This is a genomic window from Microbulbifer mixtoriginis (SeqCode), from assembly GCF_052467235.1.
This window is the reverse complement of sequence record NZ_CP174305.1, coordinates 3,513,988-3,540,228: the sequence shown is the minus strand read 5'-3', so window position 1 is coordinate 3,540,228 and position 26,241 is coordinate 3,513,988. Positions and strand designations below refer to the sequence as shown.

26 protein-coding genes are annotated in these 26,241 nt (G+C 46.2%); 22 read left to right on the top strand and 4 right to left on the bottom strand.

The annotated features are described in order from the left end of the window. Positions 1 to 158 precede the first annotated feature (158 nt). Positions 159 to 764, top strand: a complete 606-nt coding sequence (locus tag ACJJIO_RS15440; RefSeq protein WP_252085013.1) for a hypothetical protein — start codon at positions 159 to 161, stop codon at positions 762 to 764. Here the strand turns inward: ACJJIO_RS15440 and ttcA are convergent. Together ttcA and ACJJIO_RS15430 are read right to left on the bottom strand one after the other, a co-directional pair. Continuing rightward, positions 649 to 1,566: a tRNA 2-thiocytidine(32) synthetase TtcA gene (gene ttcA, locus ACJJIO_RS15435; RefSeq protein WP_252085012.1), complete on the bottom strand. Its 918-nt coding sequence runs from the start codon at positions 1,564 to 1,566 to the stop codon at positions 649 to 651. The genes ACJJIO_RS15440 and ttcA overlap by 116 nt on opposite strands. A 115-nt stretch (positions 1,567 to 1,681) precedes the next feature. Further along, a complete protein-coding gene (locus tag ACJJIO_RS15430) occupies positions 1,682 to 2,350 on the bottom strand; it encodes an arylesterase (RefSeq protein WP_444885725.1) in 669 nt (222 codons plus the stop codon). Between the two features lie 44 nt (positions 2,351 to 2,394). Here ACJJIO_RS15430 and ACJJIO_RS15425 point away from each other — a divergent pair, with 44 nt between their 5' ends. The 4 genes from ACJJIO_RS15425 to ACJJIO_RS15410 all read left to right on the top strand — a co-directional run bounded on the left by ACJJIO_RS15425 (position 2,395) and on the right by ACJJIO_RS15410 (position 7,694). Beyond that, positions 2,395 to 3,117, top strand: a complete 723-nt coding sequence (locus ACJJIO_RS15425) for an ABC transporter ATP-binding protein (protein ID WP_252085010.1) — start codon at positions 2,395 to 2,397, stop codon at positions 3,115 to 3,117. After that, complete coding sequence (locus ACJJIO_RS15420; RefSeq protein ID WP_444908995.1) at positions 3,117 to 5,567, top strand: ABC transporter permease; 2,451 nt, start codon at positions 3,117 to 3,119, stop codon at positions 5,565 to 5,567. The genes ACJJIO_RS15425 and ACJJIO_RS15420 overlap by 1 nt, the downstream gene beginning before the upstream one ends. A 7-nt stretch (positions 5,568 to 5,574) precedes the next feature. After that, entirely contained in the window at positions 5,575 to 6,879 is a 1,305-nt protein-coding gene (gene bioA, locus ACJJIO_RS15415; protein WP_444908994.1) for an adenosylmethionine--8-amino-7-oxononanoate transaminase, read from the top strand. Positions 6,880 to 7,283: 404 nt separating this feature from the next. Continuing rightward, positions 7,284 to 7,694: a DUF6746 family protein gene (locus ACJJIO_RS15410; RefSeq protein ID WP_444908993.1), complete on the top strand. Its 411-nt coding sequence runs from the start codon at positions 7,284 to 7,286 to the stop codon at positions 7,692 to 7,694. Positions 7,695 to 7,846: 152 nt separating this feature from the next. Here the strand turns inward: ACJJIO_RS15410 and csrA are convergent, their stop codons facing one another. Beyond that, positions 7,847 to 8,035: a carbon storage regulator CsrA gene (gene csrA, locus ACJJIO_RS15405; protein WP_444908992.1), complete on the bottom strand. Its 189-nt coding sequence runs from the start codon at positions 8,033 to 8,035 to the stop codon at positions 7,847 to 7,849. Between the two features lie 1,318 nt (positions 8,036 to 9,353). Between csrA and ACJJIO_RS15400 the strand changes: the two genes are divergently transcribed. The 6 genes from ACJJIO_RS15400 (at position 9,354) to ACJJIO_RS15375 (ending at position 14,598) form a co-directional block, all read left to right on the top strand. Further along, positions 9,354 to 10,115 (top strand): hypothetical protein, encoded by a 762-nt coding sequence (locus ACJJIO_RS15400; RefSeq protein ID WP_444908991.1) that lies wholly within the window; start codon positions 9,354 to 9,356, stop codon positions 10,113 to 10,115. A gap of 84 nt (positions 10,116 to 10,199) precedes the next feature. Further along, positions 10,200 to 11,383 (top strand): IS3 family transposase gene (locus tag ACJJIO_RS15395; RefSeq protein WP_444889693.1). Its coding sequence is split into 2 segments (ribosomal slippage): positions 10,200 to 10,482 and positions 10,482 to 11,383, totalling 1,185 coding nucleotides; the frame shifts between segments, so codons are not numbered across the junction. A gap of 261 nt (positions 11,384 to 11,644) precedes the next feature. Continuing rightward, positions 11,645 to 12,199 (top strand): hypothetical protein, encoded by a 555-nt coding sequence (locus ACJJIO_RS15390; RefSeq protein WP_252084997.1) that lies wholly within the window; start codon positions 11,645 to 11,647, stop codon positions 12,197 to 12,199. A gap of 756 nt (positions 12,200 to 12,955) precedes the next feature. Next, positions 12,956 to 13,360, top strand: coding sequence for an ester cyclase (locus tag ACJJIO_RS15385; RefSeq protein WP_444908990.1), 405 nt, complete (start codon positions 12,956 to 12,958; stop codon positions 13,358 to 13,360). Between the two features lie 75 nt (positions 13,361 to 13,435). Continuing rightward, a complete protein-coding gene (locus tag ACJJIO_RS15380; RefSeq protein WP_444908989.1) occupies positions 13,436 to 13,951 on the top strand; it encodes a hypothetical protein in 516 nt (171 codons plus the stop codon). Positions 13,952 to 14,082: 131 nt separating this feature from the next. Beyond that, a complete protein-coding gene (locus tag ACJJIO_RS15375; RefSeq protein WP_444908988.1) occupies positions 14,083 to 14,598 on the top strand; it encodes a DUF1993 domain-containing protein in 516 nt (171 codons plus the stop codon). Between the two features lie 225 nt (positions 14,599 to 14,823). Here ACJJIO_RS15375 and ACJJIO_RS15370 read toward each other — a convergent pair whose 3' ends face one another. Further along, positions 14,824 to 15,138 carry a hypothetical protein gene (locus tag ACJJIO_RS15370; protein WP_444908987.1) on the bottom strand — a complete coding sequence of 105 codons (315 nt, stop codon included), beginning with the start codon at positions 15,136 to 15,138 and terminating at the stop codon, positions 14,824 to 14,826. A 752-nt stretch (positions 15,139 to 15,890) separates the two neighbouring features. On the opposite strand from ACJJIO_RS15370, the gene ACJJIO_RS15365 reads away from it, so the two are divergent. From ACJJIO_RS15365 to ACJJIO_RS15315, 11 genes are all read left to right on the top strand, one after another. Further along, positions 15,891 to 16,214, top strand: coding sequence for a DUF6506 family protein (locus tag ACJJIO_RS15365; protein ID WP_444890996.1), 324 nt, complete (start codon positions 15,891 to 15,893; stop codon positions 16,212 to 16,214). Positions 16,215 to 16,501: 287 nt separating this feature from the next. After that, on the top strand, positions 16,502 to 16,915 hold the full coding sequence (locus tag ACJJIO_RS15360) for a zinc-ribbon domain containing protein (RefSeq protein ID WP_444908986.1): 414 nt from the start codon (positions 16,502 to 16,504) through the stop codon (positions 16,913 to 16,915). Positions 16,916 to 17,417: 502 nt separating this feature from the next. Beyond that, on the top strand, positions 17,418 to 17,855 hold the full coding sequence (locus ACJJIO_RS15355; RefSeq protein ID WP_444908985.1) for a hypothetical protein: 438 nt from the start codon (positions 17,418 to 17,420) through the stop codon (positions 17,853 to 17,855). A 7-nt stretch (positions 17,856 to 17,862) separates the two neighbouring features. Then, positions 17,863 to 18,246: a hypothetical protein gene (locus ACJJIO_RS15350; RefSeq protein ID WP_444908984.1), complete on the top strand. Its 384-nt coding sequence runs from the start codon at positions 17,863 to 17,865 to the stop codon at positions 18,244 to 18,246. An 88-nt stretch (positions 18,247 to 18,334) separates the two neighbouring features. Next, on the top strand, positions 18,335 to 18,805 hold the full coding sequence (locus tag ACJJIO_RS15345) for a hypothetical protein (protein WP_252084988.1): 471 nt from the start codon (positions 18,335 to 18,337) through the stop codon (positions 18,803 to 18,805). Positions 18,806 to 19,009: 204 nt separating this feature from the next. Beyond that, complete coding sequence (locus tag ACJJIO_RS15340) at positions 19,010 to 19,705, top strand: ABC transporter ATP-binding protein (RefSeq protein WP_444908983.1); 696 nt, start codon at positions 19,010 to 19,012, stop codon at positions 19,703 to 19,705. After that, the gene (locus ACJJIO_RS15335) at positions 19,699 to 22,170 is read left to right on the top strand and encodes an ABC transporter permease (protein WP_444908982.1); all 2,472 of its coding nucleotides are present in this window, start codon (positions 19,699 to 19,701) and stop codon (positions 22,168 to 22,170) included. The genes ACJJIO_RS15340 and ACJJIO_RS15335 overlap by 7 nt, the downstream gene beginning before the upstream one ends. Positions 22,171 to 22,883: 713 nt before the next feature. Further along, the gene (locus ACJJIO_RS15330; protein WP_444891002.1) at positions 22,884 to 23,474 is read left to right on the top strand and encodes a TrmH family RNA methyltransferase; all 591 of its coding nucleotides are present in this window, start codon (positions 22,884 to 22,886) and stop codon (positions 23,472 to 23,474) included. A 138-nt stretch (positions 23,475 to 23,612) separates the two neighbouring features. Further along, complete coding sequence (locus ACJJIO_RS15325; protein WP_444908981.1) at positions 23,613 to 24,023, top strand: putative signal transducing protein; 411 nt, start codon at positions 23,613 to 23,615, stop codon at positions 24,021 to 24,023. Between the two features lie 873 nt (positions 24,024 to 24,896). Continuing rightward, a complete protein-coding gene (locus ACJJIO_RS15320) occupies positions 24,897 to 25,577 on the top strand; it encodes a DUF6629 family protein (RefSeq protein WP_444908980.1) in 681 nt (226 codons plus the stop codon). Positions 25,578 to 25,764: 187 nt separating this feature from the next. Further along, the gene (locus ACJJIO_RS15315) at positions 25,765 to 26,076 is read left to right on the top strand and encodes a hypothetical protein (RefSeq protein WP_444891005.1); all 312 of its coding nucleotides are present in this window, start codon (positions 25,765 to 25,767) and stop codon (positions 26,074 to 26,076) included. Positions 26,077 to 26,241: the final 165 nt, after the last annotated feature.

The following is a 26,241-nucleotide window of genomic DNA, read 5'->3' as shown; positions in this document are numbered from 1 at the left end:
GACTGCGACACTTGCTCGCTTTTTGAGCAAAATGCACTACAGAACCGGAGCCACTTCAAAAATAATTATGTTTATTGCGCGTAAATCTACTTAACGGCTGGCGCCAACTCAATCCACAAACTAAATATTCAGAACAACCACAGAAAAAAGACAATACTATGGGCATCTGTCTGGACGAACTGCGCCTCCAGGTTATCCGTCCAACCCTCAAGCACTTGAGAGCCTGGAGCCAGGGCATGGAAAACCTTTTGCTGGGCACTGCTGCACAGGAGTCACAGCTGGGCTTTCATCTCAAGCAGGGACGGCGCCACGGGTTGGGGATCTATCAAATCCAGCCACATACACACCGGGAAATCTGGGATAACTACCTGATTGATCACCCCGCACTGGCCTCAAAAATTCGAGGGCTCGCCAGCCAACGGGATTTTCTCGACCACCCCCACAGCGAACTGACCACCAACCTGCGCTATGCCACCGCTATCGCCTGGCTGGTTTACCGCTCGGCAGAAGTGCACAAAATACCCGAATCAGACACCCACGATGTGGCCAAAATGGCGCGATTGTGGCACCAGCACTTCCATCACGGACCCAGTGCCACTACGCGGGATTTTGAATGCAGCTATGCCCAGCTGGTGAGCGGTGCCGATCCTACAAATTCAGCGCCGAGATATACTGGGGCTCAACCTCCTGGGCATCGTCCGGCTCCCACGAATTCACCTGGCGCTGAATTAAATGGTCAGGGCGCTCGGCAGCCGACGGCTTAGAGCGATCCAATTCCAGACTTTCAAAATCGTAGAGATCCCTGTCCGCCAATTGCGACGGGGATATACGTGTTAATGCGGCAAAGATATTTTCACTGCGCCCTGGGAATTTATTGTCCCACTCCCGCAACATCTGCTTGATCGCCTGGCGCTGCAAGTTTTCCTGACTACCACACAAATTACAGGGAATAATGGGGAATTCCTTGAACTCCGCGTAACGGGCAATATCTTCTTCTCGGCAATAAGCCAGCGGGCGAATCACAATATTGCGCCCATCATCGGCACGCAGCTTGGGCGGCATTGCCTTCAGGCGACCACCGTAAAACATATTCAGGAACAAGGTCTCGACAATGTCGTCTTTATGGTGACCAAGAGCCACTTTGGTAGCACCGATTTCCTCGGCAAAGCCGTAAAGGGTACCGCGACGCAGTCGTGAACAAAGGCTACAGGTGGTCTTGCCCTCTGGCACCACTTCCTGCACCACCGAATAGGTATCTTTCTCTACGATATGGTGTGGCACGCCAAGGGAGCGCAGATACTCCGGCAGGATATGTTCAGGGAAACCAGGCTGCTTCTGATCCATATTCACCGCCACCAACTCAAAGTTCACCGGGGCGGTTTTTTGCAGGTTCAGCAGAATATCCAGCATGGCGTAAGAATCCTTACCACCGGATAAGCAAACCATGATTTTGTCGCCCTCTTCAATCATGTTGAAGTCGGCAATAGCGCGACCCACATGGCGGCGTAGGCGTTTCTGCAGTTTGTTGAATTCGAGTCGCTCGCGGCGATTTTCCACTTCGGACATGGTGTCTCTCTAACTATTTCGGTACCGGTGACCGGGGCTGGGGGTCACAGCCATCGCCTATCAGTGTGGAGCGAGGCTTTCATATTGCTAGGGGGCGCGATTGTACGCATTTCGATCACGGAGTACACGACTCCCCATCCGACTTATCCGCCAACAAGAACTCAACACAGGGCCAAACATGCTCCAGCAAGGCAGGCTGTGCCTTGGCGGTTGGGTGGATACCGTCGGATTGCATGGCGCCGTCTGCAAGCGCGACGGTTTCCAGGAAGAAGGGCACCAACCCGACCTGTTCGGATTTGGCCACCTTGGGGTAAACGGCGGCAAAAGCATTGGTATAGGCGCGGCCGTAGTTGGGCGGGATACGCATGCCCAGCAGCAAAACCTCTACACCAGAGTTCTTCGCCAGCTTCACCATCTCCATCAGGTTGCGCTGTAAAGACTGAGGAGGGTATCCCCGCAGACCATCATTGCCGCCCAGCTCTACAATCAGCCAACGCGGATTGTGCTCCTGCATCAGGCGCGGCAGACGCGTCAACCCACCAGAAGTCGTCTCTCCGCTGATACTGGCATTGATCACCCGAACTTTTTTGCCCTTTTCCTGCAAACGCTCCTGCAGTAATTGCACCCACCCCTGCTCTTCATTGATACCGTAGGCCGCACTGATACTGTCACCCAGGACCAACAAGGTATCTGCCTTACTTGCCTGGGCAGCTCCAATGGGGATAAACAGCAACAGTACCAAGCTGAATTGAGCCGCCATCTGCCGAAAAATGGCTGTCGTCATGTCATACTCTCCAAAAATTCGCGCATCCGTATAGGGAACACAGTATGTCCGCCATTCTTACGGCAGAAAACCTGTATCACAGAGTCTCCACCAGCGAAGGGCCATTGACCCTATTAAACAATATCTCCCTGCAGCTGGCGCGTGGAGAGAGTCTGGCTGTGACCGGTGCCTCAGGTTCCGGCAAGTCCACCTTGCTCGGTCTATTAGCTGGATTGGACAAGCCCAGTGAGGGAAAAATCTGGCTGGCCGGCGAAGAAATTACCGCCATGGATGAAGAACAACGTGCGGCGGTACGCGCCCGCTGTGTGGGGTTTGTCTTCCAAACCTTCCAGCTACTACCCGGTCTCACCGCTCGCGAGAATGTCATGCTGCCCAGTGAGCTGCGCGGTGAACGCGGCGCCGCCAAACGCGCGGAGGAATTCCTAGCCAAGGTCGGACTCGAACATCGTCTGGGCCATTACCCGCGCCAACTCTCCGGCGGGGAGCAGCAAAGGGTCGCCATTGCCAGGGCATTCGCCAGCTTCAGCGGCGAGGACGCTATCCTTTTTGCCGACGAACCCACCGGCAGCCTGGATGCCGGCAACGGCGCCAAGATCATCGATTTACTCTTTAAGCTCAATGCCGAATCCAGCACCACTCTGGTGTTGGTAACCCACGAGCAGCGCCTGGCTGAACGCTGCGCCACTCACTTGCGTATGTCTGCAGGTGCCGTGGAATCCTACGAGCCCCTTGCCGGTGACGACAACTTCTCGGAGGTATCCGCCTGATGCTGCCACTTAGATTGCTGTTCAGGGACTGGCGCGGTGGCGAGTTGGCGCTAATTGCCTCAGCCCTGATTTTGGCTGTTACCTGTGTCACTGCGATCGCCCATTTCACCGACCGCCTTACCCGCGCCATGGAGCAGCAATCCCTCACCTTCCTGGCCGCAGAGCGGGTGCTGCGCAGCAGCAAACCCGTGGATAGCGCATGGCTGGAGGAAGCCGACAAGAAAGGTTTAGAACTGGGCCAGATAGTCCAGTTTTCATCCATGATCTCCGCCAACGACCAGTTCCAGTTTGTCTCGGTCAAAGCTGTCGACAAAGGCTATCCATTGGTGGGACAACTGGAAATCAGCAAGTCCCAGGGAGGCCCTGGAGAAATTGCACCACAAGGCCCCCCCCCGGGAGAAGCCTGGGTGGAGTCCCGCCTTCTACCTTTGATGGGAATCCAGCTCGGCGATCCTATCGCCCTCGGCGACACCCAACTGAAAGTGACAGCCATACTGGAGCGGGAACCCGACCGGGGCACCAGCCTGTTTGATATGGGCGCGCGAGTATTAGCCAATACCGCCGACCTGCCCGCCTCAGGTGTAATCCAGCCCGGCAGCCGTGTGCGCTACCGATATCTGTTTGCCGGTGATGACCAAGTCCTGAAGGATTACTTTGACTGGCTCAAACCTCAACTGACTGAACACCAGCGGATCTTGGACCTGCGCGAAGGCCAGCCCCGGGTTGCCTCGGCTCTGGATAGAGCCGAGTCCTTCCTATTTCTCGCCGCCAGCCTGGCCGTTCTCCTCGCCAGCGTCGCCGTCGGCTTGGCAGCCAGACGCTACGGACTCCGCCACGGCGCCTACGTAGCCGTAATGAAAAGCCTCGGCGCTGGGCGCAATAAAATTCTCGGTATCTACCTGGGGCAGCTGGCCGCCCTCACCCTGATTGCCACCGCTATCGGGCTGGCACTGGGCACCTTTATCCAGAGCCAGGCGGTCAACCTGATGGAAGGGTTCTTCCCGGTTCAGCCCCCGGCTACCAGCTGGAGCCCACTGCTGATTGGACTCGCCACCGGCCTCGCCTGCGCCCTGGGCTTCGCCCTGCCGCCACTTTTCCGTTTGGCGCGTACAGACCCGATGCAAACCCTGAGGCACGACTGGAGTAACCCGGACAGACGCGAATGGCTCGGGCTGATTCTCGGCCCCAGCGCCATGCTGCTCCTAATCTGGTGGCTGTCCGGCAGTCTACTCATGACGCTCGCCTTGTTTGTCGGCATGCTCCTGTTGGTAGCAGGCAGCGCCCTGGTCAACCGACTCCTGGTGCGCGGCAAATTGGCTTCCCTCGGCGGCGCTTGGCGTATTGCCCTGGGTAGCCTGCAACGCCGAGCCGCGTTTAACACCCTATTGATTGCCGCTTTTGGCACCGGATTATTGGCCATGCTGGCCATGGTCTTTGCTCGCACCGCCCTGGTGGACGAATGGCGGATGCAATTACCGGAAAAAGCCCCCAATCACTTCCTCCTGAATATCGCACCCCACGATGTTCCAACCATGGAAAACATGCTGGCAGAGGGTGAGGTAAGCAGCACCGAGTTTTACCCCATGGTGCGCGGCCGTTTGGTAGCGATTAACGGCGTCTCGATTAAAGAGAAAAAAGATCGTCCCGGCGGCGTTCGGCGGGAGTTGAACCTGAGCTACACCGATACCCTGGCGCCGGACAACCGTATCTTGGAAGGCGAATGGTGGGACAAGGCCAGCGAAGGTGTTTCCGTAGAAGTGGAGCTGGCAGCCCAGCTGGAACTATCACTGGGAGATCAGTTGCGCTTTTCCATCGGCGGACTCGAAGTAGAAGCCCCGGTAGCCAGCTTCCGCTCGCTGGACTGGAACAGCATGCGCCCCAACTTCTATATGATATTTGCACCGGGCACTATCGATGATTTCCCGGCTACTTATATCACCAGTTTTTACCTCCCACCGGAGGACAAGCTACTGGTCAACGATCTGGTTCGCGCCTTCCCCAGCGTCAGCGTGATAGAGCTGGATAAGATCATCCAGCGTATCCGCGACACCATTAACCAGGTCTCTTTTGCTATCGAATCGGTTATGGCCCTGATGCTGGTGGCCGGGGTCCTGGTATTAATTGCCGGGGTGCGCGCCAGTATCGCCGAGCGATTGCAGGAAGCGGCAATTATCCGCACACTGGGAGGCCGCAGGCGCTTGTTGCTGAGAAGCCTGATACTGGAATTTGGCCTACTGGGTTTTGCCGCCGGTTTGCTCGCGGCTATCGGTGCTGAAGCCACCTTGGCGGTGCTGTCTTATTGGGTCTTTGAACTGCCGGTGATATTGCACCCAGTCCTTTGGCTAACCGGACCACTCACCGGTGCAGTACTGGTTGGCACCGCCGGTACCCTGGCCTGTTACAGCTCGATCAGCCAGCCCCCGCTCAGAGTACTGCGCGAACTGGCCTAACTGATGAATGTCGGCTCTTGAGAATAAAGATGTAGTTTTTATGGACCTGGATTTCGATCGCAAACATATTTGGCATCCCTACTCCTCCCTGATCGACCCGCCCCCGGTATATCCGGTAGCGCGGGCCGAGGGGGTAAGACTTTACCTGGAAGACGGGCGCGGCCTGATCGACGGTATGTCCTCCTGGTGGAGTGCCCTGCACGGCTACAATGTGCCCGAGCTAAACCAGGCCATGCGCGATCAGATGGACAAAATGTCCCATGTGATGTTCGGAGGGTTAACTCACGAGCCCGCAATCGAGCTGTGCAAGAAATTAGTGGAAATCACTCCACCCGGCCTCAACCGGGTATTTCTGGCTGACTCCGGTTCAGTGTCTGTGGAAGTGGCCATCAAGATGGCTCTGCAGTTTTGGCACTCCCAGGGCAAACCGGGCAAGAGTAAATTGCTGGCCCTGCGCAATGGCTACCATGGCGATACCTTTGGGGCCATGGCCACCTGTGATCCCGTTACCGGCATGCACCACCTGTTTGCCGGGCAATTGAGCCAACACCTGTTTGCCCCCGCCCCGCAAACCCCTTTCGGCGAAACCTGCCCGGATGAAGATATCCGTGAACTGGAACAACTGATTGCGCAAAACGGCGATCAACTGGCCGCGATTATTTTAGAGCCGATCGTCCAGGGCGCTGGCGGCATGCGTTTTTACTCTGCCGATTATTTGCGCCGTGTACGCGAGCTCTGTGACGAGCACGATCTGCTATTAATCGCCGATGAAATCGCCACCGGCTTTGGTCGCAGCGGCGAGTTATTTGCCTGTGAACACGCCGATATCACCCCGGATATCCTCACACTGGGCAAAGCCCTCACCGGTGGCACCATGACCCTCGCCGCCACACTCTGTACCGATAAAGTGGCCGAAGGAATTTGCCGAGGCGAAGCCGGTGTATTTATGCACGGCCCCACTTTTATGGGTAACCCCCTGGCTTGTGCCGTCGCCGATGCCAGTATTCAACTGCTACTCAGCGGACCCTGGCAGGAACGAGTGACCGCAATCGAGCAGCAGCTGACCGAACAGCTAGCCCCATTAAAATCCGCACCGGGTGTCGCCGATGTTCGAGCCCTTGGAGCGATTGGCGTGGTGGAAATGCGCGAGCCGGTCAATACGGCCAAAGTGCAGGAAGCCCTAATCGAACGCGGAGTTTGGCTGCGCCCCTTCGGCAAGCTGGTCTACGCCATGCCGCCCTATGTGATTACTAAAGAAGACCTCAGCCAATTAACTTCGGCAATGGTTGATGTATTGGGCGAGGTTTCTTAGCCTCCGTACCAATTAATTTGTGAAACCGGCCTCAATAATACCGGGTTAACCGGCTCTTCCTGTAAATAACCTTCTCTTTGCTACCGCGAAGAGAGGGTTAACTAATCAAATTCCATGACACGGGGCGCCTCTTCCTGGCTAAAGGCCTCCGTTGGCCCCTCCCGTACTCACCGTTCTCAGATTCCATTTTCTTGACCTGTTCAAGCTTCGATCAGCCAGATCGCAATTTCTGCCAGAAATGTTTTGAGCCCCTAAAAATTCCTGTATCATAAATCTTAATGATAGTTATCCTCATTTACGATAGCGATCAAAGTGACCAAAATGATCACTGATAAATGTTAGGCATTCACCTCGCCCGATCAATGCCTTACCAACCCTTAAAGTTTGGGCGTTAGAGAGGAAAGATGAGAACTTTAATTGCATTACTTTTTGCTGTTACTTTTGCTACCACAGCGCAAGCTAGCGATGCTTCTGGAGAAAAGCCCATTCAGCACCTTAAAGTAGCGGATGTTACTTCGATGAAGGATGCCAAGAAGATTTTCGTTGAGAAAACCGCAGAAATTAAGAGCAAGCAAAAGCTTGATGCTGCTGAGCTTCACCAAATACATGTCATCACCTACACACTTGAGAAAAGTGTTGAGTTTTTCGCTGAGAACCTAAAGGGTGACAAGCAAGAGCTGGCAAAAGAAATTGCCGTTGTTGTGGAGAATATCCATCTTAACTCCGAGAACAACCGTACAGAAAAGACCCGTAAGGACCTTAAGGAATACTTTAAATTAGCAGACAAATTTGCCGCTGGGTTTAAGCATCACTAATAAAGCTTAATCCTGAGCTTAAACGGCGGCTCTAGTCGCAGCGAGAGGCTCGTCTGGTTCGATTGAAAATTGAAGGGCTAACTATCATTAGTTAGCCCTTCAATGGCAACATAACCCATTCATGGCTAAGCGCCACCATCTCGATCAAATTCTCAGCGATTCCCATTGTCCATATTTCCCTCCCTTTTGATCCGCCTATAAATCTCCTCGCGGTGTACAGGCAGGGATTTTGGAGCAAGTATTCCCACCTTTACCTGATTACCCTTAACTTCCAATACCGTGACTGAGACATTTGCTCCAATCCGTAAGTTTTCGCCTGTACGGCGCTTTAAGATCAACATATTTGTTTCCTACTGATACTCAAACCATGGATAGACCTTCCATAATGGGAAAGCTTGAATAGAAATGTTTTGAGTAACTACGAGGAGGTGCGCGAGAACGGTAGGCATAGAAAAAGAAAAGGCAGACGCAACGCCCCCAGGGCTTAGAGAATCTCTCCAAGCCGCTGATTGTGCTCCACTTTATTGAAGACGAGCGGGTTTGTAGCGTACTATGCATATAGCCACTTTGATACCGTGATTATCAACTTGGTTAGCTGGCCCCAGGTGTTCCAGCACCTTGGGTCAGCGCCTTTTACTTATTCTTACTTCACGCTACCGGTCTCCTTTGAGAGGTGATTTTTAGAGGATTCTTGGTTTCTTGATTCTTTCGACTCTTTGAATCGAGCTGCTTTGATTGTTGCCTTTAGATGGCTTCTAAATCTCGACCAAAATACCAATAAATATCTTTCGATTTTACGTGGCTTTGACACTAAAACAATCCTAATAAAATCCAATAAGATTATTTTTGTGCCTATATTTTTTATTATTTATGCTTTGGAAAATTTCAGTTGCGCATAAAAATGGCCGTTTAGATTAATATACCCACCGCTCCCACGCTGGAGTTCAGACAACAATAGATCATCAATGCTTCGACTTAATACGTACCCCATATATCTACAGAAAAGATCTCTCCATAGACCAAAGTAACTTGCAGACTTTTAAGATATTACTGCGAGATTTAGGAGCCTCTGAACAACCCAGTGATGCCTCAACTTACAGAGTGGTTTCAATAAGAGCGTAGCTTCACAGGAATGACTAGACCATAGAAGAAATGAATCGTTATGGAAGCCCCTCAGGCCGATCCTTGAAAGCCACATCTGCTGCTTTGCAACGCTTGCAAAGGGCTACGTCCATTCGCGCGAACTGCACCTAACATCTTTAGCCTTCAAGATCCGCAGAGATATTACAGAGTGATTCAGAGGAACCCTGGATACCTTAACCACTCCCCAACTAATACCAGCCTGTAAAAGTTGGCGAGTGCTAGCTTAGGGATTTACGATCATATTGACCCTGATATTGGAGAACAAGAAGATAAACCCCAAAATAGCAATAAAATCAATTGCTTACGAACTAGCGTTAAAATTGGGATAGTAGTCAAAGTGATCGCTTTTCCAGTTTGCACGGATGTATCAGGATACTTTAAGTCTATGGTTTTAAATAAAAATTTAGACCTTGGCGTAGAAATTGATTCTGAGATAACAATCAGGATAATAGTGGTCAGAATGATTACTGTATAGCTGTTAGGCGCTCCTCATATCAACACCAATATGGAATCAATATGATAGAAGTGAAAGCTTCCGTAAGTGATATAGATATAATGGTACAAAAGTGGGGTGATATTCTTGTCCCTATTTATACAGAAAAACCTCACCATAATGGAGTTGCCCAGCTCCTTGGAACTGGTTTCATTGTTCAGGAAAGGAGTGAGTTTTTTCTTGTTACCGCTCTTCATGTTGTAAAAGAGCATGCAGAAGAATTATTAATTGTTAACATAAATAGTCATTCTATACCACTAAACAAGATGCCTTTTGCTATATCTGAAGAAGATGATTTAGCTGTCAGCCATTTAAGCATTGACTGGCTTAGTAATAATGGCATTGAGAAGATTAAAGCCTTACCAATTGATAACAATAGGACTGAATCAGAATCAACAGGGATAAACTTTTTAATTGGTTTCCCTGGAAAGAAGAATATTATCAATCCAAGACTCAACAAGATTAAAAAATATATTCAAGGAACAAGCTTTACTGCTCCAGTAAAAAATCATCAATCCAAACCTCATATACGAAACCCTCTTGTATTTCATTTCAGTAAGAAAAATGCTGTAGATAGCGACAATAAGAAAGTAACACCCCCCAGCTTTAGCGGTAATAGCGGTGGTCCAGTTCTTGAGCTTGTAGGTATAGATTCAGAAAATGAGCTTCGATTTGCGTGCCGTTTATCAGGTATATTCGTTGGTTGGTATGAGCGTGAAAAAGAAATTATATCTATAAAAAGTAGCACTCTGCGAAATTTCATACACTCTAAATACTGGGAATAAATTCTGCGCCTAACAAGCCCATCCAAGCGACCGTGATCTTGCCCCGTTTTAACGGACACCAAAGTCAAACAGACGAGGTGTCTTATGCCGAAATACAACAAACCTAGAAAGACTTGGCAGTATTCAAACGAATTCAAAGTGAAAGCGGTAATGCTTAGCTTGATAGAGGGTGTTCAAGTTAAGGAAGTGGCCGAAACTCTCGACATTCACCCTTTCATGCTGTCACGATGGCGAAAAGAGTTTCAGGAGGGGAAGATTGTGGCAGATAAACGAAGAAAGCTTACTGGTGTAGTCTCTAAAGCAGAGAAAGAACTTTCTAGAGTAAAGCGTTTAGAGGCGGAGAATCGTAAATTAAAGCAGGAGCTTGATTTGTTAAAAAAGTGGCAACGGTTTCTTGCGGAGGAACATCAGCAAGATATCGATTCATCCAGAGGTTCGGATCAGAACTAGGTATCAAAAGAACTTGTCAGTGGCTGGGAGTATCGCGCAGTGGCTATTATGATTGGCTGAAGAGGCAGCGATCGCACCGAAAACACCAAGATGATGATCTAAAGGTTCAGATTCAAAAGATTTCGGATGACTCTGCAGGGCGCTATGGTAGTCCAAGAATTTGGAAAGCCCTGCTGACCAAGGGATATGAAGTTAGCCGTAAGCGCGTAGCCCGGCTGATGCAGGAATTAGGAGTCGTAGCCAGAGTTACGAGAGTGACACGTAGGGCACCAGGCATAAAGCGTTTCCTAGCCTCTGGGGAGAATCTTAGACCGGATGGAGCTGTGCCTAAAAGCAAGAATCAAGTTTGGGTTGCTGACATAACCTACCTTAAGGTTAAGGGTCAATGGCAGTACTTGTCAGTGGTGATGGATTTGTATTCTCGCCGAGTAATCGGTTGGAGTTTAGATACGAAAAGAACAACAGAATTAACCCGAAGAACCCTGATGAATGCTGTAAGGAAAAGAGGATCCAAACCGGGATTAATATTACACACGGACAGAGGTGTAGAGTACAGAGGGTCCGAGTATCAAAAAGAGTTGAGAAAATATGGAATCCAGCATAGCTTGAGTAGAGCGGGTAAATGTACGGATAATGCCCATATGGAGTCGTTCTTCCATAGCTTAAAAGCTGAACTGATTAGAGAAACTAGATTCCAGACAATGAGCCATCTAAAGTATGCTTTGGCTCGATATATTAATGATTTTTACAACCGTAGGCGGCTGCATTCAGCTCTAGGCTACCGATCACCAATGGAATATGAGCGAATAGCAGTATGAAAAGTAGTGTGTCCGTTTTATCGGGGCAAGATCACCGCCTACGGCGGCGCTTGATGGGAGCGTTATGTGGCATGCAGATCTATCAGCAGACTCAAGTTGTCGCCAAAGTGATGAACATGCACGTACGTCATATTTCGGTCATTGATATACTTAGTTTCTCTGAGAACATAACTAGTAAAATGGAGATGTAACACCGTATATTTTCCCCTTGCATAGTCATCGTCATCTTGGAGATGCCTAAGGAAATTAAAGGAAAGAATAATGCAAGAGCCTGAGCCCAATACAAACGGTATTCAGAACCTTCGCCGGTGGATAACTTGGGCAGCTGTCATAGGTACGGCGCTTTGGGCTGGCTACTTCTTTATTTTTCTCATTTATCAGTCAATTGTCGGGAGCGCCACCTCCAACAACTGGTTTCTCCAAATGGTCCAAGAACATCCGGCCGCGACCATAGGAATAGCCATGTCAGCGATAACAGCGTTTTGTCTCGTTGCATTGCTGGAGATCGCTCGAGGTCCAATCGAATTCGAAGCCATGGGTTTTAAATTTAAGGGGGCTTCTGGCCCAGTAATACTTTGGGTATTCTGTTTCCTGGCTATGATATTTGGAGTGTGGTTACTTTGGGACAAGAAGGGGGCAGGTAATTCGGCAATAGCGACTGCTCCCACATCTAAGGCTGATTCACGGATATTGTTGACTCGAATGAGCTACCCATCAATTGATTATCTGAAATATTGGGAATCTACCTCGGCTAAAATCTCGCCATATCGTTCTTTGCCCAAATGCCACATAAATCGGGTAGCCGGTAGTTTCTAGCTACCGGCCCCCACACCACCTATCGTGCGAGTCCGCAATGGGCGGTTCCCTATCCGTAATGAACTTCTACCCAGCGATTACGTCGAGCAGCTCTTCATTTGAGTTGAGTGTCATGGCTGTGTGCTACGTCAATTTTATATCCGGCTGACAACATATCGGTAGGCTAGCCCTGTCTTTTAATTCGTGGATTTTGGGTTCAGGCCTTCACCGTATCTAAGGTATTACTCTTGGCATTAGGCTACTATGCCGTCGGCTGACTTCTGTTTAATCACCTTGATCATTACTGACCGAGACGCCGCTGTGTTCCACCATTTTTTCTCCTCACGATGGTAGCTAGCGGGTTGGGCCTACTTATGAGTCAGCGGCCGCCTGTCAGCTTCACAGCAACAAGCTAAACAGATCTCTCCCGATAAGAACGTGAACTTTCACTACACAACTGTATCATTTACTCTACCCGTTAGATCACATGACTTCGGTGTCCTTGGTCACCTCGTCTCCAGACTAAGCCTTATAGGATGTTTCTGTTCGTCAGCTCATAGTTTTGCTAGCGGCTTCCTTCCCACAAGACCTCACGGTATTGCAGTTGCCATTCGCTAGTAGTTAGCATTTAATGGAATCCATTAAATGGTGATCCTCCTACAGCGGACTTTCACCCCATTAATCCACGCTCTTGCTGGGCGTACCAAGTCAATTAACTACGCGCCTTTGGCGCCCGACAGCTTACACGCCGCTTCGTTATGTTTCTGAGGATGACAAGTGCATAAAGATCAAGTTCGAAGATTTTATGAGGTTCTTTGGGATGCCCACGATAAGAAAGCAATGCCATCGATCCTGCATAAGAGCTTCTCCTTTAGAGGATCATTGGGGCAGGAAAAGCGAGGTCATAAAGGTTTCGCTGAATATGTCGATATGGTTCACAAAGCACTGGGTGATTACAAGTGTATTATTGAAGATCTCGTAGAAGAGGAAAACAAGGTTTTTGCAAAGATGTCCTTTACCGGATTTCATAGAGATGAGTTTATGGGCTTTTTACCATCACATAAACGCGTAACTTGGAATGGATGTGCTTTGTTTACCTTTGAAGGTGATCGAATCTCTGATGTATGGGTACTGGGTGATTTAAAGAGCCTTGAAAACCAGCTCAAGAAAAACGAAATATAACAGTCGCAGTCAGCAGGACCGTCGCTACGTGCCGACCTCTGCTGCAAGGCGTTAGTTTTCATCGGGCTTCGATCAATGAAAGTTATATATCTAACCTTATTAATCATCCTTTATTCTCAGCGAGCCATTTCGTTTGAATATGATCATAAGAATTTAAGCGTTGATTTGAATAATGCCACTGACATTGTTATTGCTAAGAAAATCTCAGGCCGCATCGCGTACGCAGATATGACACATGAAATTAGCTCATATAACGCAAAGCCTATTGAGTGGCGTGACTCTCCAGCGTGGGAGAGATTGCAAGATCTGAATCGAGGTATCGACTCAACTTTCTTGGTATTGAATTCAATCAAGAGTACTTTTGAAATAGGGGATCGATTTACATTTAATGACTCATGGATACCTGTTGAATTGGGTTCAGTTCAACTGTATTTTCTATATCGGAAAAATGATCAAATCCAGTCTAATCCGTGTCATCGAATACCAATCGGCGATAACAAACAATCAATCGTCGAGCTTTCTTCAGATCCTAATGGGATTATTGGTTTGGTTTTACGCAATAAGCTATCATTTTGCGATTCAAAAAACTGACAAAGCAATGTACTTGACCTCCACTGCGCCGCTTTATTTTGTGCTTTAATAGCACAAAATCAACCAACTACGTTCCGGCCAGTGCTTGGGGCGTCATGACTAAGACTTTCCACTGTTAAGGAGGTAATACAATGTCAAAGGAAAGAACTAAGAGCTTAGTCGATTTATTTTCGTCTAGACTAACGACTCTTGGTCATATTCTTGAAATTTCTGAACAGCACTTCCATGAGGAGTCAGAATCCATATTGGATTTTCGACTAATTGAAGACATGCTTCCTTTTGGCACACAGATCGCCTACGCATGTAATCAGCCTTACAATTTCTCGCTTTGGTGCAAAAATCAGGAATCCGATAATCTATCTCCTAAAATTGAGTCCTTAACCGTAGCTAAGAACCTAATTGAGCGAACTAAATCTCAACTTCAAGATTCGGAGCTAGGAGATTCAAAATTGTCAGAACTAAAGCGAATAAACCTTAATGGAAATCAATATCTTGAGTTAGAGGGGAAGGATTACATTCAAGAATTTCTAATCCCCAACTTTTATTTTCATTTGGTTTCTGCTTACAACATCATGCGGATGAAAGGGGTTCCTTTGGGAAAGGTAAACTATATGGCACATGTAGCTCCCTTGGTTAAGGTGGCATAACAAGTGACTATGGTCCTTAGTCAATTATTTAAGCCATCTTTTTTGGTTTGCCAGCAGCGACTAGGCGCTCATACATTGATTTTAATTTAGGGTGCATTGTATTGCCGACATCATAGAAGAAAATAAGACTGTACACACACGATGTCGTCCGCCTCGAATATAGGGCTAACCCTGGAAGCTACTGCTATCACGACTTATCGGGGCGATTCCCACGAATGCTGCAATCTATTTGCGGTTCAATTTCCCTAATTCTGGAAGTTCGCTCATTAGCGTGTAAGCCAAAACATTTCCGACCCCTTTAGCACTCAACAGTAGGTCGCGCCTTTGCCGCCACTCAGACACACTGTTAACCAGTTTATCCAGTTGCTTGTCGATACCTTGTAGCTCTTTCTTTATGGTGTTTAGAATGGTCTGTATAGGTTTGAGTACTGATTTCGGCATTCTCAGGAGCCGATTCTTTTGCATTGTGCTCATCTCTAAACACTGACTTCTTACCACCAGCAAGTCACTGAAATCCCTAAGTTTTTCTGGTTTCAGCACCTACAGTCTTGGATTCATGACCTCACCAGAATGTGCAATATCAATTGCATCTAGCTCGTCGGTTTGGCGAGGCGTCCTTCGGATTTAGCGAAGCTTCTTATCTGAGACGGATTGCAAGCGACAATAGGTAATCCTGCTTTATCTGCGGCGCAAACAAACTCTAATTCGAGCCTTCCAGTAGACTCTATTAATACGCTCTGAGGTTTAAGAGGTTATAGTTGTTTAATGGCATCCTAACTACCATTTTTATCATTGGTAACACTTAAGAATTGGCCAGTAGGTCTCATATAAATATCAAGTTTTTTACTGCTCATGCCGATACCGACACTGATCTCTTGAGGTTCCATAAGATAAGCTATCTCCGCCTTGCTATTCAGGCTCAAGGCCCACATGACTATTCGAGTTATGCCCATTGAGTGCTTATCACGTACATACTAGTTATCGGTCTTTTACGAACCGGCCAGACAGCGAACTGTGATAAACAAAGCCTTCGGTGGCCGCCGAAGGTGGGACTCAATTTACTCGTTAGCGAAAAGGATTTTCAACATCAGAATCGGGCAAGAACAATCATACAAAGCCCAGTAAAATCGCCGCCAAAAATACGGCTGGATCTCTCTACCATTCAGCATTTGTTGGCGACGTTATGCCACCTCATCCATACACAACCTGTTTTTGTAAAAAACTTTTAAATTCGGTCTTAAGTGTCTATGATTCTCATTCGTAATTGAGTGAAAGTTATTTTGGAGAAATATATGACACTGCCGAATTTGAAAAAGTGGGCTTTTTTCTATTTTTCAGCTGGCTTTTCACCTGAAGAAAACACCAGGATAAATGAGAATCAACATTGCACATTCATAACCGTTGGTTTTGACCCTTCTGCTAAAAATGACAATTCTATTATTGAAACAGCGGTAAAACTTGTTAATGAAGGTGTTCAGTCTATTGAGTTGTGTGGTGGTTTTGGACCAGAATGGGTTGTTAAATTAGAAGAGGCATTACAAGACGACACTCCAATCGGTATTGTAATGTATGGCCCCAAGTACAGAAAAAAATTACTTGAAATAATGAAGCCTTGATACTTAACATTCAAACAAAACTAGCAATAAATGCTTATAGGTATTTCGACAACAATAATCTAAAGGGTATAACAAAAAAACGACGCCTCAGCGCCACTGTATAAGGAGTTATAGGACCTGGAATGGCAAGGCAAGGTTAAAACTTAAAGCTGTAATTACACTTTTCGTAATGGCGCTAAGTGAAAGACTTACCAAATAAACTAATCTCAAAGAAGCGTAAAATGAGATACAGAGAGTACGTAGATCATCCACGATATGGTTCCAAGCCAATATACTCCGGAAGCAAGATGACGGCTGAAATGGCTGCGTCTGCTCATTGGAGCCTTGATAAAGATAGTGTTTTCCCCGAAACGGCTATCCCTGCAAATATTGATAGGCAGAACTATTCAATATTTCCGCGTAAGTTTTACGTAGATATAGAACGCTGTTGTATTCAATGCAGGCGATGGTTTATTTTTTTTGCTAACGAGCAGAAGCACTGGTTTGAAGGGCTGGGGTTTTATGTTGATGCCGATTGTACCAAATGCGTCGACTGCAGAAAAAATGATCAGAACATTAAGCTGATGCAAAAGAGATATCAGATCCTTAGTGTGAAAAAAGATCGTAATGCAAAAGAGATATCTGAGCTTAAAAGAATTGCCTTAGAGCTATTTCAATTGGGATATATCAAAGATCAAACTAAAGTGGATAGAATTGGCTAACAAACGCAAACAAACCGGCCTATCGGCCTCGACTCACAACGCTCGCGTTTGTTGCAGACGTTAGATTGCCATGGTCAAGTCAATATCAACCGTTGTTTTAGTAATCTTGATGTTGTTTGCTATGAAGCAGTGGATGCTTTCTAAAGATAAGCAAGAAAAACTTGCGAGACTCAATGCAATTGAAACAGCAGAACAGTGCCTCGCGGTTGGTGGGGAGCTTCGCCCTGTGTGTATGTCCGGTACTAAAATGTGCATCGTTAACTATTCGGATGCCGGAAAATCCTGTCTAAGTAGTTCACAATGCCAGGGTGAATGTAGGGTTTCGGAGAGTAAGGCTGGCAACGTTTTTGCCGTGGGCCAGTGCTCTACCTCCAATAATCCTTGTGGTTGCTGGGCAAATGTCGAGCTAGGTATGGTAAACCATGCTATTTGCTTCGACTAAATCTAACAAACGCAAGCAGTATGCTAAGGCCCAGCGGGCCTCCGCGGACGTTAAGGCACTATGAAACTACTACCAATAATTTTGTTTCTTTGTTCCAGCACCTGCTACAGCTGGGAATGTGCCGAGCGTGATCCGCCAGTTTACATTGAGGAGTTCTGGAATCAGCGACCCAGAGTTATTGTTGCCCAAGTGGTTTCAGGAAAGTACGATCTGAAAGCAAGAGATGAGTATGAGTACCAACTTTTGGTCAAGCATTGGCTTAAAGGAAATTTGAGAAGAAACTTAAATATACAGAGTCGTGATTCTTTGCAACTTTCAATTAGCGAGAAATACATTTTTCCAATTAAAAATAGTACGGTTGATTTTTGTGAATTGATTTTGCCGTTTTCGTATAGCTGGCTAGAGCGTTTTGATATTCCTGTGGAGCGGGCTCGTGTAGAAAAATTGTGGAGTTTTCAGGTTACAAACCCTAACGATACACAATGCAGCCAATGTTAGAGAAACTATGAATAACGAATACAGAGCAAGGGATTGGATTAACTTCATTTTAGAGAGATGTCAGTTCCCTGATACACAAGCGCTAAAGAATCACCTCGACAAAGCCGTGTTTTCTGAGTTCTGTCAGTGCGGATGTAATAGCTTCAAAGTTCTGGTCCCGGATTTCATCAAGGCCATTGCAGTTCCAGGTAAGTATCGTGTAATTTTTGAAGCAAACTTTAATCTTGCAGAAGCAGGTAAAACGTTAGAGATCCTAATTTTCTCTGGAAAATCAGGAATGGTTGAATACATAGAAATTGACTGTAGTGGTAACAACTTTCCTGTCCCAGAAATAGTTGAGGTTGTTGGAGAACCGTTTCATGTCAGTGCTAGTAGTGCGCTTGCTCTCTAACGAAAGCCGGCACATGCACGCACTTCTTGCGCTGGACTCACAACAAATTGCTCACCTTTGCGGCGGGCATTAAATTCACGGAGATATCGTGCTAAAGATTCTGAAACTTATAACATTTACACTATTGAGTATGTCGGTACTGGCAGAGTCTATTGAGTCCATTAACAAAGATAAGCACATTGAAATCTCAGGTTTTGACTGTGCAGATAAAAGCACTCATATGATTGAGTGGCTAGGACTGGGAACGGATTATCGTAGCTTCGTAGTAAAGGATGTAGAAACAGAGCTTTATAATCAGCAACCAGGTTCTCAACTTTTAAAGCTTGAATGCACTGGTGAACCAGAACTGCTGACTGGTGCGTTACCACAAGATGGAGTTGAAGCTAAAGCAATCTTAACGAGGTTCTCGGTGACATTTCCTCTTAAAGCTACCGTTAATCTTTCTGGTACCATCTGGGTGTTATCTATTGATCAAAATTACTACGCTGAAAACCTAAATTTACTCACCGATCGTAAGCTAACAAAAAAATTCACTGTCAAAGGCAGTTCCAAGCAATGAATTTTACAAGCAGATGCACTACGTTCCGATCAGCAGCCTCTATTGGACTCGTTACCCTCACTGATAAGCTAGGCGTTATCAAACAACATAAAGTCTCACTACCTGTATTCTGACAACTTAGCAACTTGTTTCTACTGATTTCACCTTCATTTCACCTCTGCTTCTTTAAAGTGCTGCTCAACCAGTTCTTTAAAGGAGCTAGCCATGTCTAGCAGTATTCACTTAAAGCAAATTGACCATCGCTTTACCTTGGCCAAACAACAGGTCAGCCTGTTTGAGGATTTAAATATTGAGCTGCACAGTGGTCAGTCTTACGCCATTGTGGGGCCCTCTGGAGTAGGCAAATCAAGCTTATTACTGTTAATGGCGGGTCTTGAACCTCCCGTTTCTGGCGAAGTGCAATTCCAAAAAAACGGTAAACCGCAGCTATTAAAGAGCCTGCGTCAAATCTCAGGTTTTATTTTTCAGCAGTTTCATTTGTTACCCGAACTCGACGCCTTAAACAACGTCGCGCTGCCTTTAAAACTAAAAGGCGATAAACGTGCATTAACCACAGCCGAATTATGGCTCGACAAAGTGGGGCTAGCTGAGCGAATGTACCATAAACCACAGCAGCTCAGTGGTGGTGAGCAACAACGGGTGGCCATTGCCCGTGCTTTTGTCATGCAGCCGCAATTTATTTTTGCCGATGAACCCACGGGTAACCTAGATGAAAAAACTGCGCAACATATCGCGCAATTGATGTTTGATTGCTGTCAGCAAAGCGGCGCGGGGCTGGTACTCGTCACTCACTCGATGGAATTAGCGCAGCAGGCCGATACTTTACTGCAATTGGGGCAAGGCAAATTAACGGTCAAGGCGCGCAACCAAGCTACGTCTAGGGTGGGCGCATTATGCTGATTTTATTAGTGTGGCAATTATTCCGCCAGCAATACCATCAAGGGGATGCGCGCTTAATTCGCTGGACCCAAGCAAGTTTGATGTTTTTCATTTTAACACTCAGTTTGACCAGCAGTTCCATTCAGGCTTATTTGGCCAATAATTTGCAACAAATGCTTGGCAGCGATTTGGTAATTTCTCAGCATCAAGCCCTAACCGATGCGCAACTAAACAAGTTGCACCAGCATGCACAGCAGTTGAGCGTGAGCCAGCTGGTGAACGTAACCTTGACCCATGATCACCATTGGCAAGCAGTGCAGTTAAAAGCAGTGGATGATCATTATCCAGTGCAAGGCACCGTGCAAGTGGCGTTTGAGACGGATGGGCAAGAGCAATCCCTGAGCCATGGACCTAAATCCGGTGAAATCTGGGTCGATAGCCGATTGTTTGCTTCGCTGCAGCTTACCCTTGGCCAACCCTTAGATATGGGACATGGACAATTAAAGCTCACAGGTTTGGTACAACATGAACCCGACCGCCTGCTCGAAGGCCATTCGGTGGCGATGCGGGCATTGGTGCATCTAGATGACCTTCCACTGATACAAGCCGACAATGCCCTCTTTCGCTATTTACTTGTGGGGGATAAAAGCGAATTGAACACCCTAAAACAGTGGGCCACCACTGAGCTAGTAACTGCACAGCTTTATGACAAACACAGCGGCCATCCGTTGGCAATGTTTTGGCAACGGGTTGAGAATTTTGTGGGCTTAGCATCGGTACTGTTGTTTTTGATGGCAGCCATTGCCATCGACCAAGCCGGTCGACGTCAGTTGTTATCCCAGCAGCGTTTTGCGGCGGTGTGTTTGGCCATGGGCAGCAATAAACCCCAAGTGTTTGCTTTATCATTTGGTCAATGGCTATTAACACTCATTGCAGGGCTAATTCCGGCAACCGCCTTGGCATGGGGGGCCGAATACCTAATTTTGCTACAAATGCAGACACAGTTTGCTGACCTAACCACCACCTGGGTATGGACAGATTTACTCAGCAGTTACGCGCTATTGTTAGCTCTATTGGCAATTTTCCAAATTCCCAATTGGTTAGTGATGGCCAAAGTAACCCCGGCACAGTTGATTCGCCAAATGTCGAGTCCGAATCACTTATTACCTCGCTATGGATTTGCATTAATCAGTGTGGCTGCGGTGGCTTTTGTTTACTCCGACAACGGTCTGCTCACGGCCATGACGCTATCCGCTATGGCAGCCACCTTGATACTGATGATGGTATTGACTTGGTTGGTGCTGAGTTTGGGCCATACGGTGACGAGCCGTGCAATGGGTATGATGGCTTTTGGTTTTTATATGATGAAGCAGCGCTTACTCAGCAAATCCATTCAAATTTTGGGCGTTGGAATGTGTGCCACCTTGTTGCTGTTCACCTTGAGTTTGATGAAAGACATTGGCCAAACCATGGAAGGCTATACCCGCGAGCACGATGGTAATCTGATCATCACCCAGGCCAATGAACAACAGGTGCAAGACATTCGCCAGTGGAGTGCACAAACTGGCAGTGACATTCGCCAATTAAAGCCGTTTTGGTACGGACAGTTAAGCCATATCAATGGCCAGACGTTGGCGGAATTTGCCACCAGCCCCAGCGAAAGTTTGGCTAGTTTACAAAAGCCTGTTCGCTTGCATTTCAGTATTCAGCAAGCAAACAACAACCAAACTGAGACAGGCCAACGCTGGCAAGATCGAGATGCCGACTGGCAACAAGTGTCGGTAGAGCAAGAAGTCATGACTGATATGGGGTTGAAACTCGGCGACCAATTACAGTTTGAAGTTGCGGGGCAATCTTTGAACTTTGAAATCAAAGCCAGTCATAAATACGTGCCTGGCGAAGGTTCCATCACCTTTTGGTTTAATGTGCCACAAAGCACCATGAACCAGCTTCAAACACCGCCACTTTATATGGGTAGCCTTGAGCTTGCGGACACTGCTTGGGGTCAGCTGGCAGAGCTTTGGCAGCGTCACCCATCATTGCGGTTAATCTCGGTGCGCGAATTGACGCAACGCTTTGATGATACTTTGTCGATGGTGATTAAGCTGGTATCTGGATTTAGTTTGATGATTATTTTACTGGCACTGCTGGTGATCAGTGCATCGGTCAAAGGCTATGAAGCTGATGAGCGTAAAAAGAACGCTTTACTGATCAGCTTTGGCCAGTCACGCCTTGCCTGCGGTAAACTAAGCCTGTTTGAGTGGTTGCTGACTTCTTTAATTGCTAGCGTGGGGGCCATTTTAGGTACTAACCTTACGGCTCAATTGATCTATCAATCTCAATTTGGCATCAATTACAAGCCAGATTGGTTATGGATCATCGCTACTTTACTCGTCAGTGCATTGGTGGTGTGCAGCGCTGGCATGATAGCCAATCGCAGCAGTTTAAAGTTTTCCGTTGGGACCTTGTTAAGAAACGTAGGGTGATCAACTTTATTGATGGAAGACCAACAGGATTCGGCCAATAACGTCATCGAATATCTTGAGCCCAAAGGGCTGTCGGTGGATGACGTAAGTAGGTCTCAATATACCCGTTAGCGAAAAGGATTTTCAACATCAGAATCGGACAAAAAAAACTATACAAACACAGGCAGTTTGTTCCAGCCCTTCTGGCCTCTGCTGACGATAAGACGGCCATGTATAACGATATTGATAACAATTGTATTGTTGCTTTCAGGCTGTACAAGTACCAAAGAGCAGAGAAAGCCGGAGCCAAAGTTTCAGGTTCAAATTGAATCTTCGGGAGTGGAGTATTCAGTTACAAGAACCATTGCATTGCAATATCTCTCCTATGTGTCACGGTATAACTATGATGGTGAAAGTATTGAAGTTAGCAAATGTGACGGCACAGTGACCAATGAGTGCCATTATTATGTGAGCTATATAGGAAATGGTTGTGGGCAGGACTCATATCTCATTGAGCAATGCATATCAGATAAATGTACTTTCAGTTTTACTCCATACAATGCCGGGACCGTAATTTGTGAATATCCTTAACAAAAGGGTCCAATCAACGCCCAAAGCTATACACCTTCTTGTGCAAGGACCTGCATCCCTATTATGCTACAAACAACGTCCCACTTCGGCTACCTGTGCTGGCAACGTTAGGTCTGAATAAATTATCTGAGATCTTCAAGAAGATGGAAGTTGATAAAAGCGGCACTCGAAAAAGAGCCAATCAAATTAAGCCTTATCGCTGTAAAAATCTAATATGTGTTCTTGAATACCCGATGGATATGAAGAACATAGGAACAGTCATTCGAAACGTCAATGCTTTAGGCGTCGAAAAAACCTATATTATTGATCCACGCAACTCACTGCCTGATGAATGGAAGGAAATGAGAGAAAGGAAATCACTCTCAAAACCGTCTGTCTCAGCAATCAAATGGAGCTTTGTAAAGCGATTTGATAGTACCGAAGAATGCCTGGATCATTTGGCGAACAACAGATTTACCTCGATTGTTACCTCTCCTCATGTAAAAGGAAAAGACAACTTTATATTGCATGAGGCCGATTACACTCAGCCAAGATTAGCAGTATGGTTTGGTAACGAATCTAGAGGTATCAGTGATCTTGCAGTCAAAAGTAGCGATTTCTGCGTATCTATTCCAATGTTTGGAATGATAGAAAGCTTAAACCTTGGAACAACTTCTGGGATTGTATTGTATGAAGTTACCAAGCAGCGCCGCGAGTACCAGGAAAAGTATAAGCGAGCCAACCGTGGCACCTGACAGAGCAATTCAGCTGACATCTTGCTTTGTGCATTCTGATTTAGTTTTCACTGGTAAGTAGGCTATTTTTTCGTAAAATAACGATACAAAAATTTAGGTGTTTTTTTCTATACCCACGTTAAGCGTTAAGGTGATCACTTGCTAGTAACCGTTGCTAGATTCTCATTTCCATATGAAGCCCAGATTGCAAAAGCAAGACTTGAGTCTGAAGGAATAAGCGCCTTCATTGCAGATGAGCACACAGTCAATATGCAGTGGCTATATTCTAATGCTATGGGTGGAGTAAGGCTTCAAGTGTCGGAAAGCGACCTTGATAAAGCCCATGAAATCCTTAAGCAAGACCGTTCCAATCTTGTAGACCAAGAATTAGGCTGTGATGGGGAAAGGAAATGTGAGTCCTGCTCTTCACGAAATATTGAGCCATTTACCAAGGGAAAAAAGCCCGCATTTTTGGTCTTCCTACTCTTGGGTATGCCTCTATTTTTCTACCAACATGGTATTAAGTGCAGGGATTGCGGCCATTTCCAAAAACTTAATAATCACAAGTAATAAGGCATCTGCCCTTTGAGCCTCCGTCTAGCTATCTAGATTAGGACATTCTTTACCCTCTGGTCGTTCGAGTATGATCAATAATACGGGCAAACAGTGACTCAAATAGTAGTAAGTGTTCACCGTGATCTCAGCATCCGAAATGAGTCTAAAATTCACGATTATATCAGTGTGATAAGGACGCCCAAATTTATGAGGGTAATAACATATGACCGCCAGTTCTTATTTACCGCAGATAGGCTTAACCGTGACATCCACGCCTAAACCCAAGGTGCCGTTAATAGGGGAAAATAGCTCACAGCAACTAAATTTCAGCGGATTTTCCTGTCTTCTTGGGCAAGGTACAGTTGACTGAGCCATCGCTAACCACCTTAACCCTGCCCAATAACTTCGCTGTCACAAGATGATTGGTGACCCCCTCTTTATGCGCGTAAAGTAAATGACCAGAAAGTACCGATAAGAATAATACCTCCAATACAATTAGTGTTTGTGGGAGCATTATTACTTTAGTGTGCAATAGGAAACCCCCGACGCAAAGGTCAAAACGATGACCAACGTTAATAACTGAGTAAAACGCTGCAACTGACTTAGAGGTGTCAAACTGGCTTGTTGCCCACAGTCGACATAGACTTTATCTACATAAGCATCAAATTTCATAGGTAAACTCGATGCCCCTTTGATGGTGTTTTCGATCTCACCCACAGGGTAAAACGAAGGGTTGAAATTGACTTAGGCCTTCCAGAAAAATTCAAAAGCTTAATACAAATTAGCGAATTTCAACCAATTTTTTAGGTTAAGGCTATTGTTATATAGTTCATCAAGCTTTAAGACTCTGGCTTAAATGACAATATTTTACATACAGAGAAAACCACTATGTGTTTTTCAGCCACAGCATCATTCGGATCAGCAGCTGTCCTTCTTGTTGGCGGTGCTTTGTGCACAAGACACGTTATGAAAAATGATAAAACCTATTTATTACTCGCGATTACCCCTATCCTTTTTGCGTTACAACAAGCCATTGAAGGAGCGGTATGGATTGGGTACAACGAGAACATAATATCATTGATGACGCTTTCTTCTATTTTATTTTTATTTTTTGCCTTCTTCTTTTGGCTTACTTGGATACCTATTGTAGCCTATAGCCTTGAAACAAAAAAATGGAAAAGAGTTTTTTTCATTATATTTATCATAATAGGTTTTGTTTTTGGTTTATACCTATGGATACCTGTCCTATTAGAAACAGGGCCAAGGCATTTAATAAAAACAAGTGTATGTGGACATAGCCTGTGCTATGAAGTGTCCGGTGGCGGATTGTTATCCGTTATAGTACGAGATATTATCTATGCCTCGCTTGGTGTTTTATTTTTATTATCGAGCAATCGTCTATTTAGGAAGTTTTGGGCACTTGTCATGCTATTCGGTGCTATCACTTTCTTTACTCAACGTGAAACATGGATATCAACCTGGTGTTTCTTTGCTGCACTATCGACCTTATGGATTTATTTTCTATTAATAAATAACCATAAAACAAACATTAAAAAACAAGCATTATGATTTTAGGGATAAAGCTAACTTGACTGCAAGCGTAAAGGGAAAGACCTCCAAGGAATTTTTTAAGGAGCTAAGACCGCGATGCTTTTGACCTGATGCTTGCTTTCAATATCACATAACGCGTTACTGCATCAGACTATGGTATAGTGCTGACAACACTATACAAGCCAACACCGGCTATTAAAATATTATGAATCTCAAATTTGTTTCGCCGAGCATGAAAAGATTGTTTTTCACTCTGTCAGTTATATTTATTTCCGGATGTGTTTCTACCGCTAACATATATGAGAGAAATACCAAAGCTAATGAACTAGAAGCACAGGCTGAAGACGCCAGAGTAAACAATAATTATTCCATGGCCAAACAGCTGGACAGAAAGGCAGAGAAGCTACGAGAAAAAGACTCTATCAACAAAGAGGATATTGTTGCAGGTATTTTTTCCGAGCTTTTTAAGCGATTGCTCGGAGGAAGCTCTAAAAACGATCAACATGGCTGGCAGTAAAGCAAAGCACTAAAGTAAACCTTTACCAACAAGCATTACGCGGCTCAAGATCTCTATGCCGAGGCTGATGGTATCATCTGATTTGGGTCGGCTTATTTTACAGTTAGATATCGATTCTATTTAGCTGGTCACTGTGGTTCTGAGATAGACGAGATCTTATTATCT

Excerpts from the sequence above, each read along its gene's own strand:
- ACJJIO_RS15440 (WP_252085013.1), top strand. The coding sequence starts at position 159 with ATGGGCATCTGTCTGGACGAACTGCGCCTCCAGGTTATCCGTCCAACC.
- ttcA (WP_252085012.1), bottom strand. The coding sequence starts at position 1,566 with ATGTCCGAAGTGGAAAATCGCCGCGAGCGACTCGAATTCAACAAACTG.
- ACJJIO_RS15430 (WP_444885725.1), bottom strand. The coding sequence starts at position 2,350 with ATGACGACAGCCATTTTTCGGCAGATGGCGGCTCAATTCAGCTTGGTA.
- ACJJIO_RS15425 (WP_252085010.1), top strand. The coding sequence starts at position 2,395 with ATGTCCGCCATTCTTACGGCAGAAAACCTGTATCACAGAGTCTCCACC.
- ACJJIO_RS15420 (WP_444908995.1), top strand. The coding sequence starts at position 3,117 with ATGCTGCCACTTAGATTGCTGTTCAGGGACTGGCGCGGTGGCGAGTTG.
- bioA (WP_444908994.1), top strand. The coding sequence starts at position 5,575 with ATGTCGGCTCTTGAGAATAAAGATGTAGTTTTTATGGACCTGGATTTC.
- ACJJIO_RS15410 (WP_444908993.1), top strand. The coding sequence starts at position 7,284 with ATGAGAACTTTAATTGCATTACTTTTTGCTGTTACTTTTGCTACCACA.
- csrA (WP_444908992.1), bottom strand. The coding sequence starts at position 8,035 with ATGTTGATCTTAAAGCGCCGTACAGGCGAAAACTTACGGATTGGAGCA.
- ACJJIO_RS15400 (WP_444908991.1), top strand. The coding sequence starts at position 9,354 with ATGATAGAAGTGAAAGCTTCCGTAAGTGATATAGATATAATGGTACAA.
- ACJJIO_RS15390 (WP_252084997.1), top strand. The coding sequence starts at position 11,645 with ATGCAAGAGCCTGAGCCCAATACAAACGGTATTCAGAACCTTCGCCGG.
- ACJJIO_RS15380 (WP_444908989.1), top strand. The coding sequence starts at position 13,436 with ATGAAAGTTATATATCTAACCTTATTAATCATCCTTTATTCTCAGCGA.
- ACJJIO_RS15375 (WP_444908988.1), top strand. The coding sequence starts at position 14,083 with ATGTCAAAGGAAAGAACTAAGAGCTTAGTCGATTTATTTTCGTCTAGA.
- ACJJIO_RS15365 (WP_444890996.1), top strand. The coding sequence starts at position 15,891 with ATGACACTGCCGAATTTGAAAAAGTGGGCTTTTTTCTATTTTTCAGCT.
- ACJJIO_RS15360 (WP_444908986.1), top strand. The coding sequence starts at position 16,502 with ATGACGGCTGAAATGGCTGCGTCTGCTCATTGGAGCCTTGATAAAGAT.
- ACJJIO_RS15355 (WP_444908985.1), top strand. The coding sequence starts at position 17,418 with ATGAAACTACTACCAATAATTTTGTTTCTTTGTTCCAGCACCTGCTAC.
- ACJJIO_RS15350 (WP_444908984.1), top strand. The coding sequence starts at position 17,863 with ATGAATAACGAATACAGAGCAAGGGATTGGATTAACTTCATTTTAGAG.
- ACJJIO_RS15340 (WP_444908983.1), top strand. The coding sequence starts at position 19,010 with ATGTCTAGCAGTATTCACTTAAAGCAAATTGACCATCGCTTTACCTTG.
- ACJJIO_RS15335 (WP_444908982.1), top strand. The coding sequence starts at position 19,699 with ATGCTGATTTTATTAGTGTGGCAATTATTCCGCCAGCAATACCATCAA.
- ACJJIO_RS15330 (WP_444891002.1), top strand. The coding sequence starts at position 22,884 with ATGGAAGTTGATAAAAGCGGCACTCGAAAAAGAGCCAATCAAATTAAG.
- ACJJIO_RS15320 (WP_444908980.1), top strand. The coding sequence starts at position 24,897 with ATGTGTTTTTCAGCCACAGCATCATTCGGATCAGCAGCTGTCCTTCTT.
- ACJJIO_RS15315 (WP_444891005.1), top strand. The coding sequence starts at position 25,765 with ATGAATCTCAAATTTGTTTCGCCGAGCATGAAAAGATTGTTTTTCACT.